General features: G+C 72.4%; 20 protein-coding genes. 11 read left to right on the plus strand and 9 right to left on the minus strand.

What is annotated here, in order from left to right; all coding sequences use genetic code 11:
• Positions 1–202: 202 nt before the first annotated feature.
• The 7 genes from BXA10_RS02860 to BXA10_RS02890 are packed head-to-tail and all read left to right on the plus strand — an operon-like array spanning position 203 to position 8,588.
• On the plus strand, positions 203–517 hold the full coding sequence (locus BXA10_RS02860; protein ID WP_076467126.1) for a hypothetical protein: 315 nt from the start codon (positions 203–205) through the stop codon (positions 515–517).
• A 14-nt stretch (positions 518–531) separates the two neighbouring features.
• Complete coding sequence (locus tag BXA10_RS02865) at positions 532–894, plus strand: hypothetical protein (protein WP_076467128.1); 363 nt, start codon at positions 532–534, stop codon at positions 892–894.
• A gap of 49 nt (positions 895–943) precedes the next feature.
• The gene (locus BXA10_RS02870) at positions 944–4,315 is read left to right on the plus strand and encodes an ATP-binding protein (RefSeq protein WP_076467130.1); all 3,372 of its coding nucleotides are present in this window, start codon (positions 944–946) and stop codon (positions 4,313–4,315) included.
• Between the two features lies 1 nt (position 4,316).
• Positions 4,317–6,254, plus strand: coding sequence for an MraY family glycosyltransferase (locus BXA10_RS02875; RefSeq protein WP_076467132.1), 1,938 nt, complete (start codon positions 4,317–4,319; stop codon positions 6,252–6,254).
• 6 nt (positions 6,255–6,260) lie between these two features.
• A complete protein-coding gene (locus tag BXA10_RS02880) occupies positions 6,261–6,809 on the plus strand; it encodes a hypothetical protein (protein ID WP_076467402.1) in 549 nt (182 codons plus the stop codon).
• Positions 6,806–7,975, plus strand: coding sequence for a M23 family metallopeptidase (locus BXA10_RS02885; protein ID WP_076467133.1), 1,170 nt, complete (start codon positions 6,806–6,808; stop codon positions 7,973–7,975). Before BXA10_RS02880 ends, BXA10_RS02885 begins: the two co-directional genes overlap by 4 nt.
• Positions 7,976–7,988: 13 nt before the next feature.
• Positions 7,989–8,588, plus strand: coding sequence for a hypothetical protein (locus BXA10_RS02890; protein ID WP_076467135.1), 600 nt, complete (start codon positions 7,989–7,991; stop codon positions 8,586–8,588).
• A gap of 1 nt (position 8,589) precedes the next feature.
• Here the strand turns inward: BXA10_RS02890 and BXA10_RS02895 are convergent, their stop codons facing one another.
• Positions 8,590–9,144, minus strand: a complete 555-nt coding sequence (locus tag BXA10_RS02895; protein ID WP_076467137.1) for a hypothetical protein — start codon at positions 9,142–9,144, stop codon at positions 8,590–8,592.
• 194 nt (positions 9,145–9,338) lie between these two features.
• On the opposite strand from BXA10_RS02895, the gene BXA10_RS02900 reads away from it, so the two are divergent.
• Together BXA10_RS02900 and BXA10_RS02905 are read left to right on the plus strand one after the other, a co-directional pair.
• Positions 9,339–11,957 (plus strand): FtsK/SpoIIIE domain-containing protein, encoded by a 2,619-nt coding sequence (locus tag BXA10_RS02900; protein WP_076467139.1) that lies wholly within the window; start codon positions 9,339–9,341, stop codon positions 11,955–11,957.
• Positions 11,954–12,718: a hypothetical protein gene (locus tag BXA10_RS02905; RefSeq protein WP_076467405.1), complete on the plus strand. Its 765-nt coding sequence runs from the start codon at positions 11,954–11,956 to the stop codon at positions 12,716–12,718. The genes BXA10_RS02900 and BXA10_RS02905 overlap by 4 nt, the downstream gene beginning before the upstream one ends.
• 136 nt (positions 12,719–12,854) lie before the next feature.
• Here the strand turns inward: BXA10_RS02905 and folE are convergent, their stop codons facing one another.
• From folE to BXA10_RS02925, 4 genes are all read right to left on the minus strand, one after another.
• Positions 12,855–13,520 (minus strand): GTP cyclohydrolase I FolE, encoded by a 666-nt coding sequence (folE, locus tag BXA10_RS02910; protein WP_076467140.1) that lies wholly within the window; start codon positions 13,518–13,520, stop codon positions 12,855–12,857.
• 38 nt (positions 13,521–13,558) lie between these two features.
• Positions 13,559–15,574 (minus strand): ATP-dependent zinc metalloprotease FtsH, encoded by a 2,016-nt coding sequence (gene ftsH, locus BXA10_RS02915; protein WP_076467408.1) that lies wholly within the window; start codon positions 15,572–15,574, stop codon positions 13,559–13,561.
• A gap of 532 nt (positions 15,575–16,106) precedes the next feature.
• Entirely contained in the window at positions 16,107–16,682 is a 576-nt protein-coding gene (hpt, locus tag BXA10_RS02920; protein ID WP_076467142.1) for a hypoxanthine phosphoribosyltransferase, read from the minus strand.
• Positions 16,683–16,783: 101 nt separating this feature from the next.
• Complete coding sequence (locus tag BXA10_RS02925) at positions 16,784–16,972, minus strand: hypothetical protein (protein ID WP_076467144.1); 189 nt, start codon at positions 16,970–16,972, stop codon at positions 16,784–16,786.
• A 100-nt stretch (positions 16,973–17,072) separates the two neighbouring features.
• Between BXA10_RS02925 and BXA10_RS02930 the strand changes: the two genes are divergently transcribed.
• Positions 17,073–18,035 (plus strand): GlxA family transcriptional regulator, encoded by a 963-nt coding sequence (locus tag BXA10_RS02930; protein WP_076467146.1) that lies wholly within the window; start codon positions 17,073–17,075, stop codon positions 18,033–18,035.
• A 4-nt stretch (positions 18,036–18,039) separates the two neighbouring features.
• On the opposite strand, the gene tilS is transcribed toward BXA10_RS02930, so the two are convergent.
• The 3 genes from tilS to dacB form a co-directional block, all read right to left on the minus strand.
• Complete coding sequence (gene tilS, locus BXA10_RS02935; protein WP_076467148.1) at positions 18,040–19,035, minus strand: tRNA lysidine(34) synthetase TilS; 996 nt, start codon at positions 19,033–19,035, stop codon at positions 18,040–18,042.
• A gap of 10 nt (positions 19,036–19,045) precedes the next feature.
• Positions 19,046–20,116, minus strand: coding sequence for a zinc-dependent metalloprotease (locus BXA10_RS02940; RefSeq protein ID WP_076467150.1), 1,071 nt, complete (start codon positions 20,114–20,116; stop codon positions 19,046–19,048).
• 143 nt (positions 20,117–20,259) lie between these two features.
• Positions 20,260–21,678, minus strand: a complete 1,419-nt coding sequence (gene dacB, locus BXA10_RS02945; protein ID WP_245828111.1) for a D-alanyl-D-alanine carboxypeptidase/D-alanyl-D-alanine endopeptidase — start codon at positions 21,676–21,678, stop codon at positions 20,260–20,262.
• A 620-nt stretch (positions 21,679–22,298) separates the two neighbouring features.
• On the opposite strand from dacB, the gene BXA10_RS02950 reads away from it, so the two are divergent.
• Positions 22,299–22,805 (plus strand): inorganic diphosphatase, encoded by a 507-nt coding sequence (locus BXA10_RS02950; protein WP_076467154.1) that lies wholly within the window; start codon positions 22,299–22,301, stop codon positions 22,803–22,805.
• A 34-nt stretch (positions 22,806–22,839) separates the two neighbouring features.
• Here the strand turns inward: BXA10_RS02950 and eccD are convergent, their stop codons facing one another.
• Positions 22,840–24,237, minus strand: coding sequence for a type VII secretion integral membrane protein EccD (eccD, locus tag BXA10_RS02955; RefSeq protein ID WP_076467156.1), 1,398 nt, complete (start codon positions 24,235–24,237; stop codon positions 22,840–22,842).
• Positions 24,238–24,291: the final 54 nt, after the last annotated feature.

The following is a 24,291-nucleotide window of genomic DNA, read 5'->3' on the forward strand; positions in this document are numbered from 1 at the left end:
TACGCTGTGGAATTGCCCAGCATCGAGATGGCGAAGCGTGGAGGGAGGGCCGAAGCGGGACCAAATCGCCCAAAACTCGCCACCCTCCGTGGTGAGTAACGAACGCAAGGCAACTTAGCTGCGCTCGAAAAGGACATTTGCCCTCGCAGGCTTTCCAACTGCACCGCTGCGGCGCCGCCGGCCGCGTTTTGGGGAGGTTTCAGTGATCGCCATCGAGCTCATGGAGCAGGCGTCGTCCGGCGTCGCCCACGCGCTCTCCGCCTTGGCGTCGACTCCACTCGCCGAGCCGGCACCGAAGGGCATCGACACCAACGGTGTCGTCACCTTCTTCGCCAGCAAGATCGCGCCGATCCTGCTCGCCGTCCTCGGCGTCATCTTCATCGGACGAGCCAGCCGCGGTGAGATCTCCAAGGTGCTGACCAGTTCCGCCATCGCGATCGTCGGCCTGGCCTTCATCGCCGGGGCGGCGACACTCTTCTTCGTCGGCGACTACCTGATCGACCTGATCTTCGAATAGGGCGCGGGCTCGACATGCGGCTGCGCACCGACGACGACATCTACCGGGCACGCCTGGTCTACCTCGGGCCGCCCGGCTACACCCTTCCCGTCCACCTCCCGTACGCCCAGTACGGGCTCTTCATGCTGCTCGTCCCCCTCTACATGTTCATCCACTGGCTGTTCACGTTGCAGGTCGAGCTCTTCCCCGCCTGGGAGATCGCGCTCGCCATCGTGAGCACGTCATTCGTCTTCCGGCACGTCGACCCGGACCGACCCGCGCGAGTGGTGATCCGCACCGCGCTGACGGACTGGCGGCGTACCCGGGAGCCCGCCGCCGAACAGCGCGATCCTCGCCTGGTCGGCACCGGGATCAGGATCCGGGAGGAACTGGCATGACCGGGCGTACGCCGACGGGGCGGTCACACGATGCGGGTGAGGCGGTCGCATGAGTCGCAATTCCACGCCGGGCTCCCCGGCCGGCCGTCCGGCCGCGCCGAGTGGTCACCGTGCGCGTTCATTTGACTACCCAGAGACCGATGAGCTGGACGAGAACACCCTCGATCCGGCACTGGCCACCACACCCGGTCACGGCGGGGTGGGCGTCTTCCAGGCACCCCGCCCGGCGGCCCGAAGGGTTCCGCCGGCCGACCCGGTGACCCGACGGGCCACCCCGGCGGACCAGCCGCCGCGCCCGGCTCCAACGGCGACGGGCACGGAGAGCGCCGACATCGACTCCCCGTTCCTCGACCTCTTCGGCGCTCCCCGCCCCGGCACGGCCCGTCCGCTGACGCCGTCGCGACGCCCCGAGCGCGAGCACACCCCGATACCGCCGCAACCGGCTGCGATCGAGCCGGCGCCGACCCTTTCGGTCGCGCCGCCGGCGCCTCGGTCGCCCGGCGCGGGCCGGGAGCCCGGGCCGACCACGCAGCCGGCCCTCCCCCGGAGCGACCTTCCAGCCGGGGCCCCGCCGGAGCAGGGCACCCGGTCGCGAGTGCCGCACCAGGCCGGCGATCGGCTGCCGGTTCGGCGCCCGGCGGCAGATCCGCAGCCGGCGGCCGAGCAGGTGCCGTTGGCACCACCCGTACCGCCGGCACCCCGGGCGGCGCCCACGCCCGAGCCCCGGCAGCCGCTGAAGCACCTCGCCGGGTCCGACGCGCCGACCTCGAACGGGCGTGAGGTCGCGCCGCCCCGACAGCGCTCGCCCGAACGGCGGGACAAGCCGACCAAGCCGGTCCGGGTGAAGGCCCCGAAGATCAAGTTCGGTGACCGCGACCCGTCGGTCGAGCTGGCGATCACCGAGATCGCAGGCCACCTCACCTTCACCCCGAACACCGTCACCGCCTGGTACTGGCTGCCCGAGGTCCGCTGGGCGTTCCGGCCGGACGCCGAGCGCGAGGCGCTGCTGGCCGCGATCGCCGAGCAGTACGCCGGCCTCGCCGGTTTCCGGCTGCACCTGCGCCGCACCACCCGGCCGTTCCCGGCCGACGAGTGGGCCCGGACCGTCGACACACACACCGTCGCCCCGCTGCCCGACGTGCCCGGCACGCCGAGTTGGGCCGACCATCTGGTCGCGGCGCAGCGTCACCTGATGTCGGTCAACCATGCCGAGGGGCAGACGTACCTCGGGGTGACCTTCGCCCGCCGCTCCCTCGGCGACTCCCTCAGCGAGCGGCTGCTGCGAACCTTCGGCCGGGGCGTCGCCGAGGGCGAACGCCGCCGGTTGGGCCGGACGGTCGAGCAGTTCGACGAGGTGCTCGGCGCCTTCGGCATGCGCGGGCGACGGGTGACCGCACAGGAACTGGAGTGGCTGCTCTACCGCTCGGTGGCGCTCTGCATGTCGCCACCCGGGGCGCTCTCCCCGGTGACCAACGGGCGATGGGAACGCGGTGACCTGCTCGCGCTCACCGAGCAGATCGAGCGCTACCGCACGCCGTACGGCTCGACGGTGAAGCTGGTCAACCGGATGACGGGCGAGGAACGGCACGTCGCGGTGCTGGCCGTGGGGCGGATGGAGCCGCTCGAGATTCCCGAGCGGCACGAACCCTGGCTGCACTTCCACGAGCGGCTGCCCTGGCCGATGGAGATCTCGACGCGGGTGGACATCCTCGGCTCGGGTGACTCGTTCCGCAACCTCGAGCACCGGCTCCGCATGATCCGCTCGCAGCAGCTCGACTACGCCGAGCACGGCATCGACGCACCGCCCGAGCTGGAGCGACTGGCCAAGCGGGCCCTCGTGATCGGCGACGAGATGACCACCGGCCTGCCGGTCGACTCGGCCCGGGCACACGGCTGGCACCGCATCGCGGTCGGCGGCCGGACCCGGGAGGAGTGCCTGGAGCGGGCCCGCCGGCTCATCCAGCTCTACTCGCGCGAGCTACGCATCTCGCTGCAGCATCCGAAGAACCAGGACTGGCTGGCCCGGGAGTTCATTCCCGGCGAGCCGATCGCCAACACCGGCTACGTACGCCGGATGCCGGTGTCCCTGCTCGCCGCCGCACTGCCGCAGGCCGCGTCCACCGTCGGCGACCGGCGCGGCGACCTGATCGGTCGTACCGCAGGCACCTGCCGGCGGCCGGTCTTCCTGGACCTGCACTACCCCATGGAGGTACGCGAGCGTTCCGGACTCGCCGTCTTCGTGGCCGAGCCGGGCGGCGGCAAGTCGACCCTGCTCGGTGCGCTCGGCTACCTCGCCGCCCGGCGGGGCGTCCAGGTGACGCTGCTCGACCCGTCCGGCCCGCTCGCCCGGCTCTGTGCCATGCCGGAGCTGGCCCCCTACTCCCGGGTGCTCAACCTGACCGGTTCCGAGCACGGCACTCTCGCCCCGTACGCGCTGATCCCGACACCACGGCGCAGCGAGTTCGGCACCGGCGCCGCCGGCGACCGGGAGTACGAGATCGCGGTCTCCAACGCGCGGGCCGAGCGGCGGATGCTCGTCCAGGACATCTGCATGATGCTGGTGCCGCCGCAGGTCGCCCGGGAGGCGTCGACCGCCACGCTGTTCCGGCACGCCGTACGCCAGGTGCCCGCCGAGGAGACGTCCACCCTGGACGACGTCGTGACCACGCTCAGCCAACTCGACGACGACACCGGCCGGGAACTCGCGAACCTCCTGCTGGACACCGCCGAGATGCCCCTGGCGATGCTCTTCTTCGGCCGCCCGCCTGAGGGGATGCTCGGTCCGGACGCCGCGCTCACGGTGATCACCATGGCCGGCCTCCGGCTGCCCGACCTCAAGATCGAGCGGGAGTACTGGTCGGCCGAGGAGGCGCTCGCCCTGCCGATGCTGCACACCGCGCACCGGCTCGCCGTGCGCCGCTGCTACGGCGGGTCGATGTCGTCCCGGAAGCTCGTCGGTCTGGACGAGGCGCACTTCATGGAGGGGTGGCGCTCCGGCCGATCCTTCCTGGTACGGCTCGCCCGGGACTCCCGCAAGTGGAACCTGGCCGCACTCGTCGCCTCGCAGAACCCGCGCGACATCCTCGGCCTCGACGTGCAGAACCTCGTCTCGACCGTCTTCGTCGGCCGGATCGCCGAGGACAGCGAGATCGCCTCGGAGGCGCTCCGGCTGCTGCGGGTCCCCGTCGACGACGGATACGAGGCCACGTTGGCCTCGCTCTCCACCGCCGAAGCCACATCGGCCACCCGGCTGGGCTTCCGCGAGTTCGTCATGCGTGACGTCGACGGCCGGGTGCAGAAGGTCCGGGTGGACGTCTCGTACGTCGACGGGCTGCTGGACCACCTCGACACCACGCCCGCCGCGGCCGCCGCAGCGGCCGGAGTACTGCCGAGCATCCCCCTGCCGGATCTGGAGGCGTGACATGGCGAGGGCCCGAGCACGGATCACAGCGTTCCTGCTCGCGCTCGGCCTGCTGGCCGGAGCCACGATCGCCTGGCCGTTGATCGGGGCGTCTCCGGCGGCCGCCGCCCCGGTGGCCGCGCAGGCGCAGGCCGACCTCTGCACCACCGAGGAATGGCAGGCCGACTTCCGCGCCTGCGTCAAGGAAATACAGAATTCCGCCGGGGCTCAGATCAATTGCTGGAAGTCGCCGACGCCCACCGCGCCCGATTCCGGGCTGGCCGGGTGGTTCGCCTCACGACCGGAATCATCGAAGCAGCCGGGCCCGAAGGGCTTCTACACCGACTACGGCTACGCCGGTTACAGCTACACGACGTACCGGGTCGACGACGGCTGCTTTACTACCGTGCTCCATCCGGACTACAAGTTCAGCAACACCGTCGCCAACGGCGAGTTCATGGTCGCGACGGCGATCGTGGGTGCCTCGAACGCCCTGCGCGAGCGGGCCTGGGATCCGCGGTCGATGTGGAGCTGGGCCGACCCGTTGGTGGAGCAGGCCACCAAGGCCATCTACCAGAAGGTGTTCAGCGTCTTCGGGATCGTCACACTCTGCGTGGTCGGGCTGTACCTGCTCTGGCGGTCGCGCCAGTCCGACATGAGCAACGCCATGACCACAGCGGGTTGGGCTCTGCTCGTGATGGTCGCGGTGACTGCACTGGCGGCCTGGCCGGTGAAGTCCGCCAACGTCGCCGACAGCACACTGATCACCACCCTCGGCGTGGTGCATGACGCCCTTGGTCCCGCTTCCAGAGACACGCCTCCGGCTGAATGCGTCGTACCGAACCCGGATGCATGTGTCGACAAGCGTCCCCCGGCGGTGCGGGCCAGCGACACCGCGACCGAGGCCATGCTCTACCGGAACTGGCTCCGCGGTGTTCTGGGCTCGGCCGACAGCGAGACTGCGAAGAAATACGGTCGGGCCCTTTATGATGCGAAGTCCCTTTCCTGGGATGAAGCGGAGAAACTTCGCGCTAACCCGACGACGCGTACCGCCACCATCGAAGCAAAACAGCGGCAGTGGGCCCAGGTGGCGGAGCAGATAAGACTCGAGGACCCCGAGGCGTTCGAGTACCTCCAGGGGGTCCGGGACATGGACCGGGTGGGGGCCGGCTTCATCGCGGTGCTCGCGTCGCTGCTCTTCGCCATGTTCGACCTGACGGCGTCGCTGCTGGTGCTGCTCGGCTTCCTGATCTTCCGGTGGGCGGTGATCGCTGCCCCGATCCTCGGCACGATCGGTCTGCTCAGGCCGGCCAGCGCCGGTCTGCGCCGGCTCGGGAATGCGGTGGTGGCCGCCGTCTTCAACATCGCCATCTTCGGCACCGGAGCCGCGGTCTACCTCTTCGCGGTGGATCTGATCATGAGCACGCCGAGCCTTCCCGGCTGGCTCCAGGTCGTGCTGGTCTGGCTCTGTGGCGTGGTCGGCTGGCTGCTGCTCCGCCCCTACCGCCGGATCACCCAACTCGGCGGGAAGGACAGCAGCGAGGCAGTCGGCTCGGCCGGCTCCTGGCACCGCCGCTTCTTCCGGGACATGCGCACCGCCGCCCGGCTCGACGTGGCCGAGCCCGGCGGCACCGCCGAACCCACCATGGGGCGCCGGAAGGCGGTCGTCGCGGAACAGACGCGGCTGCGGCCTGAGGCCCGGCACGAGGACCCGGTACACAGCGCGACGGACGGCACCGAACGGCAGCGCCCCGACGGCCGCGAACGGACCGAGGGCGCGCCGGCGGTCGAGGAGAGCCGCACTGCCCGTCGGGCCGCGCCGCGACCACGTCGCGGCCAGCCCGCCTGGACGGCGCCGGACCTGCCCGAGGAACGTCCCTCCTACGCCGTCTACCGGCCCGGCTCCGCGGAGAGCACGCCCGACCGCCCCGCGCCCCGGATCCGTACCGAGGCCAGGTGAGTGGCGATGCGACGGGCGCTCGAATTCCTGGTCACCCGGGTGCTGCGGTCCCGTATCGGGATCGCGCTCGCTCTCGCGGTGGTCGTGTTCGGCATCATCGGCGCGGCTCGACTCGTCTCGGGACCCATCGATCCAACCCTCGGGCTCAGTAACCGGCCGACCGAACCGATCAGCACAGTCGACCCGCAGGCGGGCGACGACGGATTGATCGCCAGCGGGGAACCGCGCGATCCGGTCGCCCGGCCCGGCGAGCTGAAGCCGGAGCAGACCGCCGACCGCTTCGTGACGGCCTGGCTCGGAAAGCCGGGCATCACCGCCGAAGAGTGGCGCGAGGACCTTCGGCCCCTGTCGACACCCGCGCTCACCGAGAAGCTGGCCGGGGCGGTGCCGGACGAGGTACCGGCCGAGCAGGTGACCGACAGGGCGACCATACAGCCCCGGACCGAGACGTTCGTCGAGGCGTTGGTGCCGATGGACACCGGTCGGCTCCGGCTGGAACTGGTCGCACCGGACGGGCAATGGCTGGTCGACGCGGTGGACTGGGAGCAGGGATGAACGACGGGAAGCCCCCTCGGCGTCGGCGACTGCCGCTCCGCGCGCTGGCCGGCGCGCTCACCGTGGCACTGGCGCTCCTCTGCTGCACCGGCGGAACGGCCGCCTTCTTCCTCAGCGGACTCGGCGGAGACTCCGCGGAACAGATGACGCCGATGAGCGTCGAGTGCACCGGCGACTTCCAGGTCGACGTGAGCGGGAAGATGCCGCGCCTGGCCGACTACGGCGACAGCCAGCTCCGCAACGCGGCCCGGATCATCGGGACCGGCCAGAAGATGAAGGTGCCGCCGCGCGGCTGGGTCATCGCGGTCGCGACCGCGATGCAGGAGTCCCGCCTGCGGAACCTGGCGAACCGGACCGTCGGGGAGTCGCAGGGCCTCCCCAACGAGGGTGTCGGCGCGGACCACGACTCGGTCGGTCTGTTCCAGCAGCGGGCCTCCTGGGGCACGGTGCGGCAGCGGATGACCCCGGAGTACGCCGCCAAGAAGTTCTACGAGGGGCTGCTCGACATTCCGGACTGGGAGCAGTTGCCGCTCACGGAGGCCGCGCAGCGGGTGCAGAGGAGCGCGTTCCCCGACGCGTACGCCAAGCACGAGGCGGTGGCCGCCCAGATCGTCGACGCGCTCGCCGGAGGGGCGGCCCGGACGGCGTTGGTGTCGGGCCAGGAGATCTGCGACGCGGCCTCCGGTAAGGAGGTCGCGGCCTCCGGCTGGACGGCCCCGATCGCGGGCGGCGTCGGCTCCGGGTTCCGGACCAGCCAACGACCCGGGCACAACGGGGTCGACATCGGCGCGAGGAAGGGCACCCCCATCCACGCCGCCGCCTCCGGCCGGGTGCTGGTGTCGAAATGCGATCCCGACAACAGCGGCCGGGAGACCTGCGACGTCGACGGCTACCCCGGAAAGGGTGGCTGCGGATGGTTCGTCGACATCCTGCACTCCGGAGGCCTCATCACCCGCTACTGCCACATGGTGACCAGGCCGCATGTACACGAGGGGCAGCGCGTGTCCGCCGGTGAGGTCCTCGGCAAGGTCGGCAGCAGCGGAAACTCCTCCGGCCCGCACCTGCACTTCGAAGTCCACACGGAGGGCGACCGGAGCAGCCGGGGCGCGACCGACCCGGTGCCGTTCATGTGGTCGCGGGGCGCTCCCCTCACGGCGAAGAAGTGAGAACCTTCCCGGCATGAACGAACCAGTGCCCGATCCGTTCGCGGACCGCCCGGACTGGGCACCACGCCCACCACGCCCGGTCGAGATCGTGCCGGCGACCGCCCGGGTCGGGCTACGCGGCCGGCGGGTGCAGGTCGGTCTGCCCGGGCTCGGCTGGCGCGGTGACCTCCGGGCGGACGACCGGGTGGTGCAGGGCAGCCGGACGTACGTGCCGGTCATCCCGGAACACGAGTGGTACCGGGCCGAGACCGACCAGATCGAGGTCTTCGCGCCTCTGGTCCCGGTGGAACGGGTCTGGGTCGAGACCGTCGGTGCGCAGGCCGACGGCTCGACCGGGCGCGAACCCGGCCTCCGTCTCGTCTCGCTCGACGGCCCGAGTCACCGGACGCCCATCCCGGTCGTCGACGCGGATTCGGTGGCCGGTCGTCGCGTCGTCCACGTGGTGGACTCGACCGAGCACCGCGACCTGCGCGCGGTCACCGAGACGTACTCGGGTGCCGACGGGGACATCTGCGTACGGGTCGCGGCCGAGGCCGAGTGGTACCGCTGGGCCTGGCGCGGCCAGGCACCCACCACCCTGGAGGTACCGGTGCATTTGCTGTGGATCGAATGACTCAGCCAAGCGCGGTAGCGTCGCAAACGCGCCAGTCGTCGTGCAACTGCGTGCTCAACTGCCAGGATTGGCGGTCGCTCTGCGTAGTCCCGTCGACAACCGCGGAAATTGTCAAAACTACTTCGACCTGTGCCCGGTCATCCTGTCGCCGGACTTCGAGACTGCCCCAGCTCACGGCGATCGGCACCCCAAACTGCGCTTGACGCTCCGTCAACTCATCCCGCAACGCCCGGAGCTGTTCCGGGTGACCCGCCTGACAGATGAACTGGTCTGCGCGCACGTCGTTACGGTCGACGAGGAACGCGCGGAGGTAGTTGTCAACCACCACGTCGGGGGCGCTGCGGTCCGGGGCGGTGGCGCGGTCGTACAGCACGTAGCCGGTGACGGCCCCGCCGAGGCAGAGCAGTGCGAGCACACCCGCGACGACGGTGAGGACGGTGCGGACTCGACGGCGCGGACGCTCCGGGGCCGGGGCTGCCGGAGCCGGTGGCAGCTGCTCGGAGGGGGGCCGCTGCGCCGGTACGCGGGATACCTGGGAACCGGCGGGGGGCTGCACTGATTCCACGTCCTGAGGCTATCGGTCGGAGCCCGCATACCCAATGCCTCAATTTTCGGCGGATCGTGACGGACCGCTCGCCTTTGGTGAGATGACCGACGACACCCTCACACCGCCGCCCCACCTCCCAGGGAAGGGGCACCACCTGGGATACGGTCTCTGCTCGGGGAGGTTGCCAACCTCGATCAGAGGGGGTGGACGCGGTGGCCGGTCCGAAGGCACGCACCAACCGCGCCGCCGCTCTGCACCGTCAGGCCGCCGCCACCGCGGCCGCAGCTGCGGGCATCCTCGACGAGATCCGGCCCGCTCCCGCTGATCAGCGCCGCCAGTACGAGTTGGCCGACCGGCTCCGCACCGTTGCCGAGCTGGCAGCTCCAGGCTGGGCGGGCGCTTCCCTGGAGACTCTCGCCGCCGACACCGCACCGAATGAAGGCCCGCCGCCGTTCGTCCGGGTCGGCACCGCCGCGCCGCTGGACGACGCTCGCTTCCCCGCCCTGGTGCCGCTGGTCGGTACGGGTCACCTCAGCATCGACACCGATGCGCGGGACTTCCGCGTCGCGGGTCTGCTCCGGGCCGTCCTGCTGCGCTCGATCGCGGCGGCGCCGGCCGGCGCGCTGCTGGTCAGGGCGGTGGACGCCACCGGGTCGGCGCTGACGCCGTTCGCTCCGCTGGCTGACGCCGGGCTGCTCCCGCCGCCGGCGTCGGACGTGCCAGGTCTGCGGGCGGTGCTGACCGAGGCCGAAGAGTGGGCTGCTCCGGGGTCCAGCGGGCGGCGGCGGCACGACCGCACCCTGCTGCTGGTGATCGCCGCACTTCCCGAGCTGACCGCGCCGAGCGACCTGGCCCGGATCGAGGCGCTGGCCGAACAGGGCCCGGCGGCCGGGTTGCACCTGGTGGTCGCCGGTTGGGCGGCCGCCGGCCCGTACGCGAACCGCCCGCCGCTGCCCCGGGCCACAACGCTCGCGCTGCGCAACGCGTACGCGCTGCTCGGCGATCCGCCCGGTACGTCGTTCACCAGCCCCGGTGTGGATCCGCCGGCCGGGCTGAACTCTCCCGTCTTCGTCGAGGCGGATCCGCCGGCCGAACTGGTGGCCACGGTCTGCCGGCGGCTGGCCGCCCAGGTCGAGGCGGGTTCCCGGCTGGCGCTGACCGAACTGCTGCCGCCGACCGGCGAGGCGCTCTGGTCGGCGCACTCGACGGACGGGATGACGACCACGGTGGGCGACGCCGGTGGCCGGCCGGTACCGCTCGGGTTCACCGAACTGACGCCGCACTGGCTGGTCAGCGGCCGGTCCGACGGCAGCCGCTCCGCGTTCCTGACCAACGCGCTGCTCGGTCTGACCGCCCGGTACGGCCCGGAGGAGCTGACGCTGTACCTGGTGGACCTGGGCGACGGCGAGTCCTTCGTGGAGTTCCTTCAGACCGAGCGGGACCGGTCCTGGATCCCGCAGGTCCGCGCGGCCGCGATGACCGCCGACCGCGAGTACGTGCGGGACCTGTTCGAGCAGTTGGCGGCCGAGGTGCACCGCCGCGAGGAGACGGGTCGCCGGGCCGGCGGGCAGCGCTTCGCCGCGCTCCGGGAACACACTGCGCTGCCCCGGATCGTCTGCGTGGTGGACAATGTGCCGCTGCTCTTCGCCGAACGGGACCGGCTCAGCGCCGACATCGCGTCCCGCCTCGACGCTCTCGCCCGGTCCGGACGGACGTACGGCGTTCATCTGGTGCTGGCCGGTGCCGGTGATCTGGGGCTGGCCGGGCGGTCGGACGGCGGCCACCGGGATTCGCTGCTCGGGCAGTTCCCGGTCCGGGTTGCGCTGCCGGGCGGGGGCGCCGTCCTGGAGCCGACCAACGATTCGGCGGCCGGCCTGCCGATGGGCAGCGCTGTGGTGAACACGGCCGGCGGGCTCGGCGGCCCGCGGGGCGCGGTACGCGGTCACGAGCGGCTGATCCGGTACCCGGATCCGCAGGACGAACCGGAGACGGTGGAGCGGCTGCGCCACGAACTCTGGGCGGCCCGTCCGGCGGGTGCGGCGCCGCCGGTGGTGTTCGCCGGGTACGCCCGGCCGCTGCTCCGCAACGACCCCCGGTACCGGGCGGCGGTCGCCAACCTGGCGCACGCTCCGGCAGCCCTGCTGGGTCGGGCGGTGGACGTGAACCGGTCGACGGTGGCCGTGCCGCTCGGTCCGGCTGCGGGGCGCAACCTCGCCGTCCTCGGTCCTGGGCCGGAGGCGGCCTCGCTGCTCGCCACCGCGGCCCGGAGCACCGCCGCCCACCACGCCGCGGGCACGGCCCGTTTCTTCATCGCCGCCGCCGACCCGGACTGCCGTCCGCTGGCCGAGGCGCTGACCACCGAGCTGGCCGCCGTGCATCCGGCCACGACCGTCGACGTCGCCGGCCTGCTCGACATCGTGGCCGGCACCGGATCCTCCGGGTCCACCCCGGACGACGAGGGTGGGGCGACGCCGACGAACGACCCCACGTATCTCGTGCTCTTCGGCGCGGGTCGCGCGGACGCCGAGGAGTTGCCCGTCGAGCTGTTGCGGACGCTGCTGCGGGAGGGTCCGCCGGTCGGTCGGCACCTGCTCGGCTGGTGGCGGGTGGTGCCGCCGTTCGCTGCCCTGCTGGAGCCGGAGGATGCCGTGGACAAACTCGCGGCCGTCGCCGCGGTGGGCGTGCCCGGAGCCCAGCTCGTCAGCGTCTTCCACCGGCCGGTGGAGTGGCGTCCCCGGCCGGGTCGGGCGGTGCTCTGGGACGGGCCGGACGAGCAGGGCGTGGTCCTGGTGCCGTTCGCCGAGGAGGAGGCGTGGGCATGAGCCGCAACGGGAGGAAGGCGGCCACGGCCACGCGGGACGAGCGGCAGGATCCGGCCGGGCCGGGCCGGCAGCGTACCGCCGAGCAACATGGGTCTGCTCCGCGGCCGGCCGCGACGACCGATGCCGCGGTGGACGCCTGGCAGGACTACCTGGCGGCGGCCCGTCAGCTGGACGGGGTACGCCGGGCCGCGGCGGCAGCCGCCGGTGAGCAGGCCCGGTCGGTGCAGGCGGCCCGGGACGAGCTGACCGAGGTCCGTACGCGGCTCGCCGCTCAGCAGAGCCGGCTGCGCGAGCGGGGCGTACCGCAGATCTCGCTGGTGCCGTCACCGCCGGAACTGTCCGAGGAGACCCGCGCGCTGGCCGGCGGTCCGGCCACCGTCCTGGCGGGGCTCCGCACCGCTCGCGACCGGGTAGACGCGGCGGACGTCGCACTTGCCGCGCGGCATCCGCTGCGCCCGGCGAGCTGGTCCGCGCGGCCCCGCAACCTGCTGGTGTACGGCCCACTCGCGCTGCTGGTGCCGCTGATCCAGGTGGTGGTCTACGTCGCGACCGGCGCCGGTGCGGCGACCGTCGCCGCCCTGATCTGCGGCCTGCCGATGCCGGCGGTGGCGTTCGTGGCCGGTTGGATCGGCGTCGGGCGGGTCTTCCGGTCGCGGCGCGGGGGTCGGGTGGACCGGACGTCGCGGTTCGGGGCGCTGGTCTGCCTGGTGCCGGCTGTGCTGGTCACCGCCGGCCTGCTGTTCGCCATGTTGGCCGGCTGATACGCCCCCGGCTCCTCCCGTCACGCCGTCGACGTCGGCCCGCCCGGGCCGACATTCCGGTGACGAACGGGAACGGGCGGGAACGCAACGGCCGGTCGGCCTGGATCCAGGTCGACCGGCCGGGTGGTACGCCGGGTCAGCGGGGCAGTATCAGAGCCATCGCCTCGGCCCGGGACTTCGCGTCGTTCTGGAGCGTGCCACGCACCGCCGACGTGATCGTCTGGGCGCCCGATTTCTGGATGCCGCGCATCGCCATGCACATGTGCTCGCACTCGAGCACCACGATCACGCCTCTGGGCGCGAGCTTATTCATCAGGAGATCGGCGATCTGCGAGGTCAGCCGCTCCTGCACCTGGGGCCGGCGGGCGTAGACCTCGACGAGCCGGGCCAGCTTGGACAGGCCGGTGATCCGCCCGTCCGGGCCGGGGATGTAGCCGATGTGCGCGCTACCCCGGAACGGCAGCAGGTGGTGCTCGCAGAGGCTCATCACGTCGATGTCCCGGACGATCACCAGCTCCTGGTGGTTGGCCTCGAAGGTGGTGCTGAGCACCTGGGCCGGGTCGACCCGGAGGCCGGCGAAGAGCTCGGCGTAGGCCCGCGCCACCCGGGCCGGGGTCTGCCGGAGCCCGTCGCGGTCGGGGTTCTCCCCCACCGCGATCAGGATCTCGCGTACCGCCTTCTCGATCCGGGGCAGGTCGACGCTGTCCTCGACCGGGCCACCGGTGAGCTTGCCGTTGATCAGCCGCGCGGCGATGTAGTCCAGCATGTCGTCGCCGTCGGGCTCGGTCGCGGAGGCGGCCAGCCCCCGATCATCGGGGCTGGCCGCCGGGTCCGTCGTGCTCAGTGCGTACCGTCCGAGTTGTTCGAAGCGTTGCCGCCGACCCCCGCCTGGGCGCCGTCGGCCTGGGCCTGCGCCTTGAGCGCCTCCTTCTCCGCCGGGGTGAGCACCGGCGGCTCGGTGGAGGGCTGGCGCTTGCCGAAGCCGTTGTACGGCGCGAGCGGCGGGCGCTTGACCACCCGGGCGCAGATGCGAGCCATGTCAGCCGTGGAGAGGGTCTCCTTCTCCATCAGCTCGAGCACGATGTTGTCCAGGACGTCCCGGTACTCCACCAGGATCTCCCAGGCCTCGTCGTGCGCCAGCTCGATGAGCGCCCGCATCTCGCCGTCGATCTCGGCCGCCACCGCGTCGGAGTAGTCCCGCTCGTGGCCCATGTTGCGGCCGAGGAACGGCTCGTCGCCGCTGGTGCCGTACTTGATCGCACCGAGCTTGGAGCTCATGCCGTACTGGGTGATCATCGCCCGGGCCAGCTGGGTGGCCTTCTCGATGTCGTTGCCGGCACCGGTGGTGGGCTCGTGGAAGACCAGCTCCTCCGCGGCCCGGCCGCCCAGCGCGTACGCCAGCGTGTCGATCATTTCGGCGCGCGTCTGGGTGTACTTGTCCTCGGTGGGCAGCACCAGGGTGTGGCCCAGCGAGCGACCGCGGGACAGGATCGTCACCTTGTGCACCGGCGCGGCGTGCGGCAGCGCCCAGGCGACCAGCGCGTGGCCACCCTCGTGGTACGCGGTGATCTTCTTCTCCTGGTCGCTCATCACCCGGGTCCGGCGCTGCGGACCCGCGATCACCCGGTCGATCGACTCCTCCAGGGAGTCGTTGCTGATCGCCCGCTGGTCCTTGCGCGCGGTGAGCAGAGCCGACTCGTTGATCACGTTGGCCAGGTCGGCGCCGCTGAAGCCCGGGGTACGCCGGGCCACCGAGTCGAGGTCGACGTCGGGCGTGAACGGCTTGCCCTTGGCGTGCACCCGCAGGATGGCCTTGCGGCCCTCCATGTCGGGGGCGTCCACCGGGATCTGCCGGTCGAACCGGCCCGGGCGCAGCAGCGCCGGGTCCAGGATGTCCGGCCGGTTGGTGGCGGCGATCAGGATGACGCCGCCCTTGGTGTCGAAGCCGTCCATCTCGACCAGGAGCTGGTTGAGGGTCTGCTCCCGCTCGTCGTGGCCACCGCCCATGCCGGCGCCACGGTGCCGGCCGACGGCGTCGATCTCGTCGACGAAGACGATCGCCGGTGCGTTCGCCTTGGCCTGCTCGAACAGGTCACGGACCCGGCTCGCACCGACACCGACGAACATCTCGACGAAGTCGGAGCCGGAGATGGAGTAGAAGGGCACCCCGGCCTCGCCGGCGACCGCGCGGGCCAGCAGGGTCTTACCGGTACCGGGCGGGCCGAAGAGCAGCACGCCCTTCGGGATCTTGGCACCCAGCGCCTGGTACTTGGCCGGGTTCTGGAGGAAGTCCTTGATCTCGTGGAGTTCCTCCACGGCCTCCTCGGCACCCGCGACATCCGCGAAGGTGGTCTTCGGCGTGTCCTTGGTGATCATCTTGGCCTTGGACTTGCCGAAGTTGAGCACCCGCGAGCCGCCGCCCTGCATCTGCGACATGAAGAACAGCAGCAGCAGTACGAGCAGCACGATGGGGAGCAGGTTGACCAGCAGGCTCACCCAGATGCTGTCGGACGACACCTTCGTGTCGGCCGGACCGGTGATCCGGTTGGCCGACTTGGCCGCGAGGACCTCGTTCCAGACCTGGCCGCCCACCTCGTAGGGGAACTGGGCTTCGATCCGGTCGGTGGTGGTATCGCCGAACTTGGTCTTCTCGGCCAGCTTGAGCTGGAGCGTCTGCTCCTTGTCCTGGAAGACCGCGCTATCGATCTTGGCTGTGTGAAGCTGGTCCAGCGCAACGGAAGTGTCCACCCGGTGGAAGCTGGGACCCGAGGTGAACAACTGACTGAGAACAACGGCGCCGAGGATGACCAGGATGATCCAGACCACCGGTCGGCGGAAGAAACGCGTACGTTCCATGCTGTTGTCGGGCACCTGAGCGCCCGCATCCTCCTGATCGACGTCCTGACCGTCTGATTGGTGTCGCCGCCTTGGCGGCTGCCGGAGCCGCCGTGCGAGCCGGCCTCGACCTCCGAGGAGCGACAAACTGCCGCGCCGCGGTCATTCGACGGTACACCGTGTGCGCACGGAGTGAGCTTGCGAGCCCCGCACTCGACGCACGTCGGACATCGACGGCACGTCCCCTGAGCCGGGGCCCACCAGCCCGCGCCGGGTCGTACGGCGGACCGGGCGGAGACCGACGTGACGAGGAGTCCGAGCCCGGCCACCCGCGAACACCCGGTCACGCAGTCGAGGGGCCGAGCGCGGAGGTACCTCCACGCCACCGACGTACACGGTAGTCCGAACAGCTGAGAATCCGCTGAACGTCCGCTTGACGAACGCGCCCTGTTCAACTTCCCGGCGCAGTCCGTCCGACCGGAAGCTCGGACGCGGTGCGTACGCGCCGCACGGATTCAGGTGGCAGGGGGCTCGACGCCGCCGCGAGGAGGATTCAGGAGCGGGCGTAGACCTCGGGCTTCAGCACGCCGACGTACGGCAGCTCCCGGTAACGCTCGTCGAAGTCGAGTCCGTAGCCGACGACGAACTCGGTCGGGATGTCGAAGCCCACGTACTTCACCGGGACCGGGACCTTGACCGCGTCGGGCTTGCGGAACAGCGCGACGACCTCGACGCTCGCGGCGGAACGGGACTCCAGGTAGCGCAGCAGCCAGGAGAGGGTGAGACCCGAGTCGACGATGTCCTCGACGACGATCACGTGTCGGCCGGCGATGTCGCGGTCCAGGTCCTTGAGGATGCGCACCACGCCGGAGGAGGTGGTGCCCTGCCCGTACGACGAGACGGCCATGAACTCGAGTTCGGCGGGCGGGCCGTGGCGGCCGAGCGCCCGGGCGAAGTCGGCCATGAACATCACCGCGCCCTTGAGCACGCAAACCAGCAGGAGCCCGTCCTCGACGTGGGCGTGGTCCGCTGCGACCTGCTTGGCGAGTTCCGCGGTCTTCTCGCGGATCTGCGCCTCGGAGATGATCACGTGGTCGATGTCGGCGTCGTACCAGGAGCCGTCTGCCATGGCTCCTAGCCTGCCGTACGCCGGTCGACCCCCGTCGGCGGGGCCGCCCCTTTTGGCGCGGTCCCGCCCGGGATTTTTCCGCTGAATCAGATCAAATGGCATCAGCAGGTACCGGAATGCCATCGACGCCCGGCGTCGGTCGGCTTCCAGTCGGCGGAGTCGCGGCTGTCGGCGGTCACGCCGGTCGCCGCGGCGGCGGCGAGAAGGACCAGGAACAGTACGAGGAACAGGAACTCCATGACGGCGCTCACTTTCACACGGTTGATGTCGGTTTCGCCGCCGATGCGCATCGGGTCTGACCTCAGTCTGCGACGCCGCGCCGCGGGCTGACAGCGGCAGGAATGCCACTGGTCATCGATTTACTGCCACCCGCGGGGTTACCCTCGTCACATGCTCCGCTCAGTGGCCGTACTCGTCCTGGACCAGGTCGCGCCATTCGAACTCGGCGTGCTCGCAGAGGTCTTCGGCACCGACCGGACGGCCGACGGATTCCCCGACTACCGCTTCGACGTGTGCAGCCCGGACGGCCGGCCGGTTCGCACGTCCTCCGGCTTCCAACTGGTACCGCACGGAGACCTCGGCCCCCTGGAGGACGCGGACCTGGTCGCGGTCCCCGCCCACGACCGGTGCGCCAGCGTCCCCGAGCCGGTGCTCGAAGCGCTGCGCCGAGCCGACGCACGCGGCGCGCACCTGCTCAGCGTCTGCTCGGGCGCCTTCCTGCTCGGCGCGGCCGGGCTGCTCGACGGCCGCGAATGCACCACCCACTGGCGGTACGTCGACGAACTGCAACAGTTGCACCCGTCGGCCCGGGTCCAGTGCAACTCGCTCTACGTGGCGGACGGTCGGCTGCTCACCAGTGCCGGCACCGCCGCCGGCATCGACGCCTGCCTGCACCTGATCCGTCAGGAGCATGGTTCGGCCACCGCCACCCGGCTGGCCCGCCGCATGGTGGTCCCACCGCATCGGGACGGCGGTCAGGCCCAGTACGTCGAGGCGCCGATCCCAAAGGCGCCGCAGGCCCCGACCCTCGAACCGGTACTGGAGTGGCTCATGGGGCACCTGCAGCGGCCCGTCACCGTCGACGAGCTGGCGGCCCGGGCGGGCATGGCCCCTCGTACGTTCGCGCGCCGTTTCCGGGCCGAGACCGGCACCACCCCGCACGACTGGGTCACCAACCAGCGGGTGCTGCTAGCCCGGCGGCTGCTGGAGGAGACCCGGCTCAGCGTCGAGGCGGTCGCCGACCAGGCCGGCTTCGGCGACGCGGCGGCGCTGCGCCACCACTTCACCCGCCGGGTCGGCGCCACGCCGCAGAGCTACCGCACCACCTTCCGCGACCGCACCCACGCCGGCTGACGTCCTAGGCCCGCTCCTGAGCGAGATGGAGGCGATCGGCGCGGCGTTGGACGCACAGACCGCCGGGCAGGTACGCGGGACCCTGGCCCCGCCATGCCGTGACCAGGGCGTCCAGCGCCGCCACGTGCCGGTGGGAGAGCGCGCTCGGCGGGGCGCCCAGCTCACGCGCCCAGGCGTGCAGCACCCGGCCGCGTACGGCGGGGGCGAGAGCGGTCAGTGCCGGGACGGAGAGTCCCCCGGCGGGGTGCCGGGCCGTTGCCAACGCCGCCGCGGCGATCTCGTCGAGCGCGGCGTTGTCCTCGGCGACCAGCCGGGCGGTACGAGCCAGCCCGTCCAGCACCGCCGACCCCAGCGCGCGGACCAGCGCGGGCAACACGTCGGAGCGCACCCGCGCCCGGGTGTACGCGGGGTCGCTGTTGTGCGGGTCGACCCACGGCTTCAGGCCGAGCGCGGCGCACGCCGCCCGGGTCTGCTCCCGGGTGATTCCGAGCAGCGGTCGCAGCAGCGGCACCCCGGCCAGATCCCGCCGGGCGGGCATCCCGGCCAGGCCACGCGGACCGGCGCCCCGGGCCAGCGCGAGCAGCACGGTCTCGGCCTGGTCGTCGCGGGTGTGTCCGGTGAGCAACGCCACGGCGCCGCGCCGCGCGGCGGCGTCCGCCAGCGCCTCGTAGCGAGCCTCCCGGGCCGCCGCCTCGGGGCCACCGGGACGCCCGGCCACCTCCACCCGGACCAGCTCCACCGGAGCCATTCCCAGCTCGCCGGCCAACGCCGCCACCTCGGCGGCCCGTTCGGCAGAGCCCGCCTGAAGCCCGTGGTCGACCGTCACCAGGCCGGCACGCCGGCCGAGGCGCGGTGCGACGAACGCGGTGGTGGCGGCGAGCGCCAACGAGTCGGCGCCACCGGAACAGGCCACCAGCACCGGCCCGTCCCCGGGCAGATCGGTCAGCGCACGGCGTACCGCCACCCGGATCGCGGCCACCGGCGGGGCGAGTACGGCCACCGGCGTACCGTCAGCCGGCCGACGGCAGCGGACCGGCCGGGCCGTGCACCCGGGCCACCCAGGCGTCCGGGTCGCCCAGCTCCTCGATCCGGGGCAGGGTGAGCGGCGAGCCGAACACCTTGTTGAAACCCTCCATGCCGACCCGCTCGACCACACCGTGCACGAACTTGCGGCCCTCGGCGTACTGGCGCATCTTCACGTCCACGCCCAGCAGCCGGCGAATCGCCTTCTCCAGCGGGTTGCCGGCCTCGCGCCGCCGGTTGAAGGCGGCCCGGATCCGGTCGACGCTGGGAATGACCTGCGGACCGACGCCGTCCATCACGAACTCGGCGTGCCCCTCCAGCAAGGTCATCAACGCGGTGAGCCGGTCCAGCACGGCGCGCTGCCCCGGCGTCTGCACGAGATCCAGCACGCTGGTGCGGCTCTCCGGGTCCCGGATCGCGTCGGCGAGGGTCCCCACGCCGCGGCGCAGCCGATCCAGCAGGGCCTCCTCAGCGCCGGACGAGGCGTCCACGAACGCCTGCACCTCACCCAGGAAGTACGCCCGCATCCACGGCACGGCGGTGAACTGGGTCCGGTGGGTCACCTCGTGCAGGCACACCCAGAGCCGGAAGTCGTGCGGATCGGCTCCGAGCTTCCGCTCCACCTCGACGATGTTCGGCGCCACCAGCAGCAGCTGCCCCGGATCGCCGGAGAAGACCTCGTACTGACCGAGCACCCGGCCGGAGAGGTACGCGAGCACGGTGCCCGCCTGCACCCCGGTCAGCCGGGAGCCGATCGCCTCGGTGAGGGCACCGGGCCGCTTGTCACCGGCGAGCCGGCCGACGAGCGGACCGATCACCTCGCGCAACCCGGCGATGTTGGCGGCGGCCCAGTCCCGCCGGTCGACGACCCGAACGGGCGGGTGGCTCACCTGCGCCCGCAGACCGGTGTAGTCGGCCACGTGCCGGGCCGCCTCCTCGGTCAGCCGCCGCAGGTCGCCGACCACGTCGGTGGCCTCGGCGTACGACACCCGGGGCCCCGACTTGCCCAGCGCCCCCGCGGTGGCGGCGGCGAGATCCCAGTCCACGAACTGCGCCATGCACCCACCGTACCCGGGTGGGAACACCCCGAACCGGACCCGCGACGGGCCCAGGGCAGCCGCGACGGCCGGCCGACGGCGTGCGGCGGCGCCAGCCGGCGATCGGGAAGCGTCGTGCCCCGTCTCGCCGCCGTCGGGGAAGGTCAGCGGCAGCCGCAGCTCGCGAGCGTGGCGGTGATCCGGTCCAACGCCGCCCGGGCAGAGTCGGTCCCGTCGGCGGGTACCCGGTCGGTGAGCACCGCGAAGGTGAGCAGCCGCCCCTCCTTCGTGGTGACCACGCCGGCGATCGCGCTCACGCCGGTCAGCGTTCCGGTCTTGGCCCGGACCACCCCGGCACCGCTCTCGGTGGCGGCGGTCCCGTACCGGTCGCCCAGGGTCCCGGACCAGCCGCCGACCGGCAGACCGCCGAAGATCGCCGCCAGTTCGGGATGGTCACCGTTGCCGGCCAGCGTGATCAGGTCGGTGAGCAGCGACGGGCTGATCCGGTTGGTGCGGGAGAGCCCGCTGCCGTCGGCGAGGGCCAGTTCGTCGGCGGCCAGCCCCAGCTCCCCGGCCACCTGGTCGACCGCCGCCGCAGCGCCGACGAACGATGCGGGCTGGTTGCGGGCCAGCGCGACCTGGCGGGCCAGCGCCTCGGCGAGGATGTTGTCGCTGTCGGTGATCATGATGTCGACCAGCCGGACCAGTGGCGGGGACTCGACCTTGCCCAGTTCACCACCAGGAGCGCCGGCCGTGGCGTCGGCCCCGGCAGGCGGCGCCGTGCCCCGGGTGACCGCGCTGTTCGGCAGCCCCAGCAGCCGGGCGAACGACCGGCCCGCGGCGAGATCGGGCTCGGACGAGCGCGGGGCCGCGTGGTTGCCCGCGTCGTGGTCCCGCTTGGCCTGCGCCACGTCTCGACGCGCGCCGTCGGTCATCAGGGCGGTGATCTTGGAGCCGTACCCGCCGGTCGGGATGTCCTCGTCCCAGGCCGGCTCGAGGGTGGGACCGGAGTAGAGCGACCCGTCGATGATCACCTTGGTGGGTTTCGTGCCACCGAGTGCCCGCTTGACCTGGTCGGCCAGATCGTCCAGGCGGGCGGCTCCCGGATAGAAGCCGTTCCGGTCGACGGCCAGTGTGATGTCGCCGCCACCGACGATGACCACCTCACCGGGGTTCGCCCCGGCGACCGCCCGGGTCGGGATCCGGTAGCCCGGCCCCCGCGCGGCGAGCACGGTGACCGCGGTGACGAGCTTCGTCACCGATGCGGGCACGGTGCCGTCGTCCGCGCCCTGACCGAAGAGTGGCTGGCCGGTGAGGACGTCCGCCACCGACACGTTCACCCGATCGCCGAGGGCGGCCGCCCGGACCAGCGGATCGAGCGCGGCGCGCACCCCGTCGGGCGTGGGCTCGGGGGCGTTCGGATCGGCCCCGGCGAGCACGACCGACGGTGCGGGCTCCGGCGCGGCGGTATCGGCCTGCGTCTCGTCGGCCTCGCCACCGAGCCAGCCGGCGACCGGGCCGGGGCGTACCACCGCCACGCCCACGCCGGCCAGCACGAGCAGGAGCACCACGGCGAGCACCACCGGCAGCCGACGGCGGCGTGGTGCCGGGCCGGTCGCACCCGCGGCGTCCGGTGGGGCGCTGACCGGGCCGTCGGGATAGCCGCCCGCCCCGGCCGGGTCCCGGCCGGTGGGAGCGGCGGCGGGGGGCACGCCCACACCCGCCCCGGCGTATTCCTGGCCGACCGGCTGCCGCTCGCGGCTCGGCCCGGCCGGGGCCGGGCTGGTCGGGATACCGGAGGTCGGAGCCGGCCCGCCGGACGCCGTGGTGGGAAAGGTCGGCGGGACGATCGGCCGGTCCGGCCCCAGGGCGGGGAACCGTGCTCCCGCTGCCGCGTGCGGGTCGGGCGGAGCCTGACCGAGGGCCCGATCGGAGTTCGTCCTGGGCTCCGTGCCGGGAACGCGCACGCGTCCGGTGGCTCCACCAGAACCAGATGCTCCGGTACCGCGTCCAGACCCATCGTCCGGGCGGTAGTGTGAATCTTCCCTCCCCACGACCCCCTCCTCCCCTGCGGAAATTGGCTTGGGTGACACTACTTCGGTCCGAACACTATGCGGCGGTCGCGACCGGCGGGTGAGTTTGGCCCGTCCGGACGGTGCCGGCGATTCCGTTGGCCAGCGTGGGCAAACGAGGGAGCGTGCACATGGATTTCGACGTCACGGTTGAGATCCCGAAGGGTCACCGCAACAAGTACGAGGTCGACCACAAGACCGGCCGGATCCGGCTGGACCGCACCCTCTTCACATCTACCCAGTACCCGGCGGACTACGGCTTCATCGAGGGCACCCTGGGCGAGGACGGCGACCCGCTGGACGCGCTCGTCCTCGTACCCGAACCCACCTTCCCGGGCTGTCTGATCCGGTGCCGCACCATCGGCATGTTCCGGATGACGGACGAGAAGGGCGGCGACGACAAGGTCCTCTGCGTGCCCTACGAGGACCCGCGCCAGGAGCACCTGCGCGACATCCACCACCTGGGCGAGTTCGACCGGCTGGAGATCCAGCACTTCTTCGAGGTCTACAAGGACCTGGAGCCCGGCAAGTCGGTCGAGGGCGCCACCTGGGTGGGTCGCACCGAGGCGGAAGCCGAGATCCGCGCCTCCTACCAGCGCGCCAAGGAGGCCGAGGAGCGCGGCGAAGGCCTGCACTGATCGCACCGAGACCCGGAACGGGCCCGGAGACTGCTCAGCCGAGCAGCCCCCGGGCCCGTTCGTACAGGTCCAGCACCGCACAGGCCACCGGCACCACGGCCACCACGAGCGCCGTATCGGCCAGGTCGGCGATCCGACCGAGGTACGGCGAAACGGGACGCCGGGCGTAGGTGGTGCCGGCGGCGACGGCGAGCAGAGCCAGTCCCACCCCGGCCGCGGCCAGCCCCAGCCGGCCCACGTCACCGGCACGCTCGGCGTGCACGGCGCCGAGCACGGCGTACCCGAGCAGGCCGCCGACCACCGGCGGCACCCGGTGCCGGACCGCCACGAACAGCCGGGAGCGAAGCAGCAGGACCGCGCCGGTGACCGCCACCAGCAACGCACCGGCGGTACCGCCCGTGACCGCCAGCACCGCCGCAGCCACGACGGCCAGCACGGCATGCCCGAGCAGCATCCCGGTGAGTATCTCCTCGGTGCGGGCCACCGCGGCGTACACCCGGCCCCGGTCGGGCAGGTCGCGGGCCGGCGCTCCGCCGTCGCTCGGATTCGGCAGGGTGATCGGCGGCAGTGGCAGCTTGCCGAGCCGGATCGCCAACAGCGGAATCACCCCGACGGCGAAGACCAGCACGCAGAGCAGCACCGCGGCGGTCCCGGCCGGGCCGAACGCCAGCCCGCCGAGGGCCGTCGGCGCGGCCACCAGCCCGACCGTCGCCCCGGCCACGAAGACGCGTAGCCGGGTCGCCACCCCGAGCAGGCCGAGCACCGACGCCAGCAGCAGGGCCACCGCGGCGGCCAGCACCTCCGCGGCGCCCATCCAGCGCAGCGGCCCGAACGGGCCGACCGGGTCTCCCGAGCCGACCGCCAGCGCACCGGCCGCGGCCGCGTACGGCAGGGCGTAGCCGCCGAGCGTCGCGGCGCTCACGCCGTCGCCGTGCGCCCGGGACGCGACAGTTCCCGCGAGCACCAGCAGCAGCGCCACGACGGCCGCGGCGAGCCAGCCGCCCCGGTGCTGCGGCCCGCCACCGAGCAGGGCGAGCAGCCCGACGGCGAGCGGCACGCCGGCACCGGCCAGTACGACCCCCCGGGTGGCCACTGACGACCACGCCCCGCCCCGGCGCCGCGCGCCGTCGACGATCGCCTCGACCACGTCGTCGTACTCCAGTTCGGGCCAGTGCGCCCGGGCCGGGACCAGGTACAGCACCTCGCCGTCGCGGACGCCCTGCGGATGCAGCGCCTGCGCGGTCGACAGCGCGGCTCCGTCGGTGCGCCGCAACACCCAGCCCTCGTGCCGCTCACCGTCGTCGGCCAGCCCGACACCTGCGTGTCTCAGCATGTCGGGCAGCAGCTCCGCGAGCGGGACCTGCTCCGGCAGGGCGACGTCCAGCCGCCGTCGCGGGGCGCTGATCGTGACGCGGGCCAGCCCGGTTGACATCGGCCTGTCTCCATATCGAGCGGGATCGGTGGCTGCGCGGACGACAGGACTTTA

Source organism: Micromonospora avicenniae (assembly GCF_900156065.1).
Taxonomy (GTDB): domain Bacteria; phylum Actinomycetota; class Actinomycetes; order Mycobacteriales; family Micromonosporaceae; genus Micromonospora; species Micromonospora avicenniae.

Bases quoted from the DNA above. Each gene is read 5' to 3' on its own strand.
- BXA10_RS02865 (WP_076467128.1), top strand. From the start codon at position 532: ATGCGGCTGCGCACCGACGACGACATCTACCGGGCACGCCTGGTCTAC.
- BXA10_RS02870 (WP_076467130.1), top strand. From the start codon at position 944: ATGAGTCGCAATTCCACGCCGGGCTCCCCGGCCGGCCGTCCGGCCGCG.
- BXA10_RS02875 (WP_076467132.1), top strand. From the start codon at position 4,317: ATGGCGAGGGCCCGAGCACGGATCACAGCGTTCCTGCTCGCGCTCGGC.
- BXA10_RS02880 (WP_076467402.1), top strand. From the start codon at position 6,261: ATGCGACGGGCGCTCGAATTCCTGGTCACCCGGGTGCTGCGGTCCCGT.
- BXA10_RS02885 (WP_076467133.1), top strand. From the start codon at position 6,806: ATGAACGACGGGAAGCCCCCTCGGCGTCGGCGACTGCCGCTCCGCGCG.
- BXA10_RS02890 (WP_076467135.1), top strand. From the start codon at position 7,989: ATGAACGAACCAGTGCCCGATCCGTTCGCGGACCGCCCGGACTGGGCA.
- BXA10_RS02905 (WP_076467405.1), top strand. From the start codon at position 11,954: ATGAGCCGCAACGGGAGGAAGGCGGCCACGGCCACGCGGGACGAGCGG.
- ftsH (WP_076467408.1), bottom strand. From the start codon at position 15,574: ATGGAACGTACGCGTTTCTTCCGCCGACCGGTGGTCTGGATCATCCTG.
- hpt (WP_076467142.1), bottom strand. From the start codon at position 16,682: ATGGCAGACGGCTCCTGGTACGACGCCGACATCGACCACGTGATCATC.
- BXA10_RS02925 (WP_076467144.1), bottom strand. From the start codon at position 16,972: ATGCGCATCGGCGGCGAAACCGACATCAACCGTGTGAAAGTGAGCGCC.
- BXA10_RS02930 (WP_076467146.1), top strand. From the start codon at position 17,073: ATGCTCCGCTCAGTGGCCGTACTCGTCCTGGACCAGGTCGCGCCATTC.
- BXA10_RS02940 (WP_076467150.1), bottom strand. From the start codon at position 20,116: ATGGCGCAGTTCGTGGACTGGGATCTCGCCGCCGCCACCGCGGGGGCG.
- BXA10_RS02950 (WP_076467154.1), top strand. From the start codon at position 22,299: ATGGATTTCGACGTCACGGTTGAGATCCCGAAGGGTCACCGCAACAAG.
- eccD (WP_076467156.1), bottom strand. From the start codon at position 24,237: ATGTCAACCGGGCTGGCCCGCGTCACGATCAGCGCCCCGCGACGGCGG.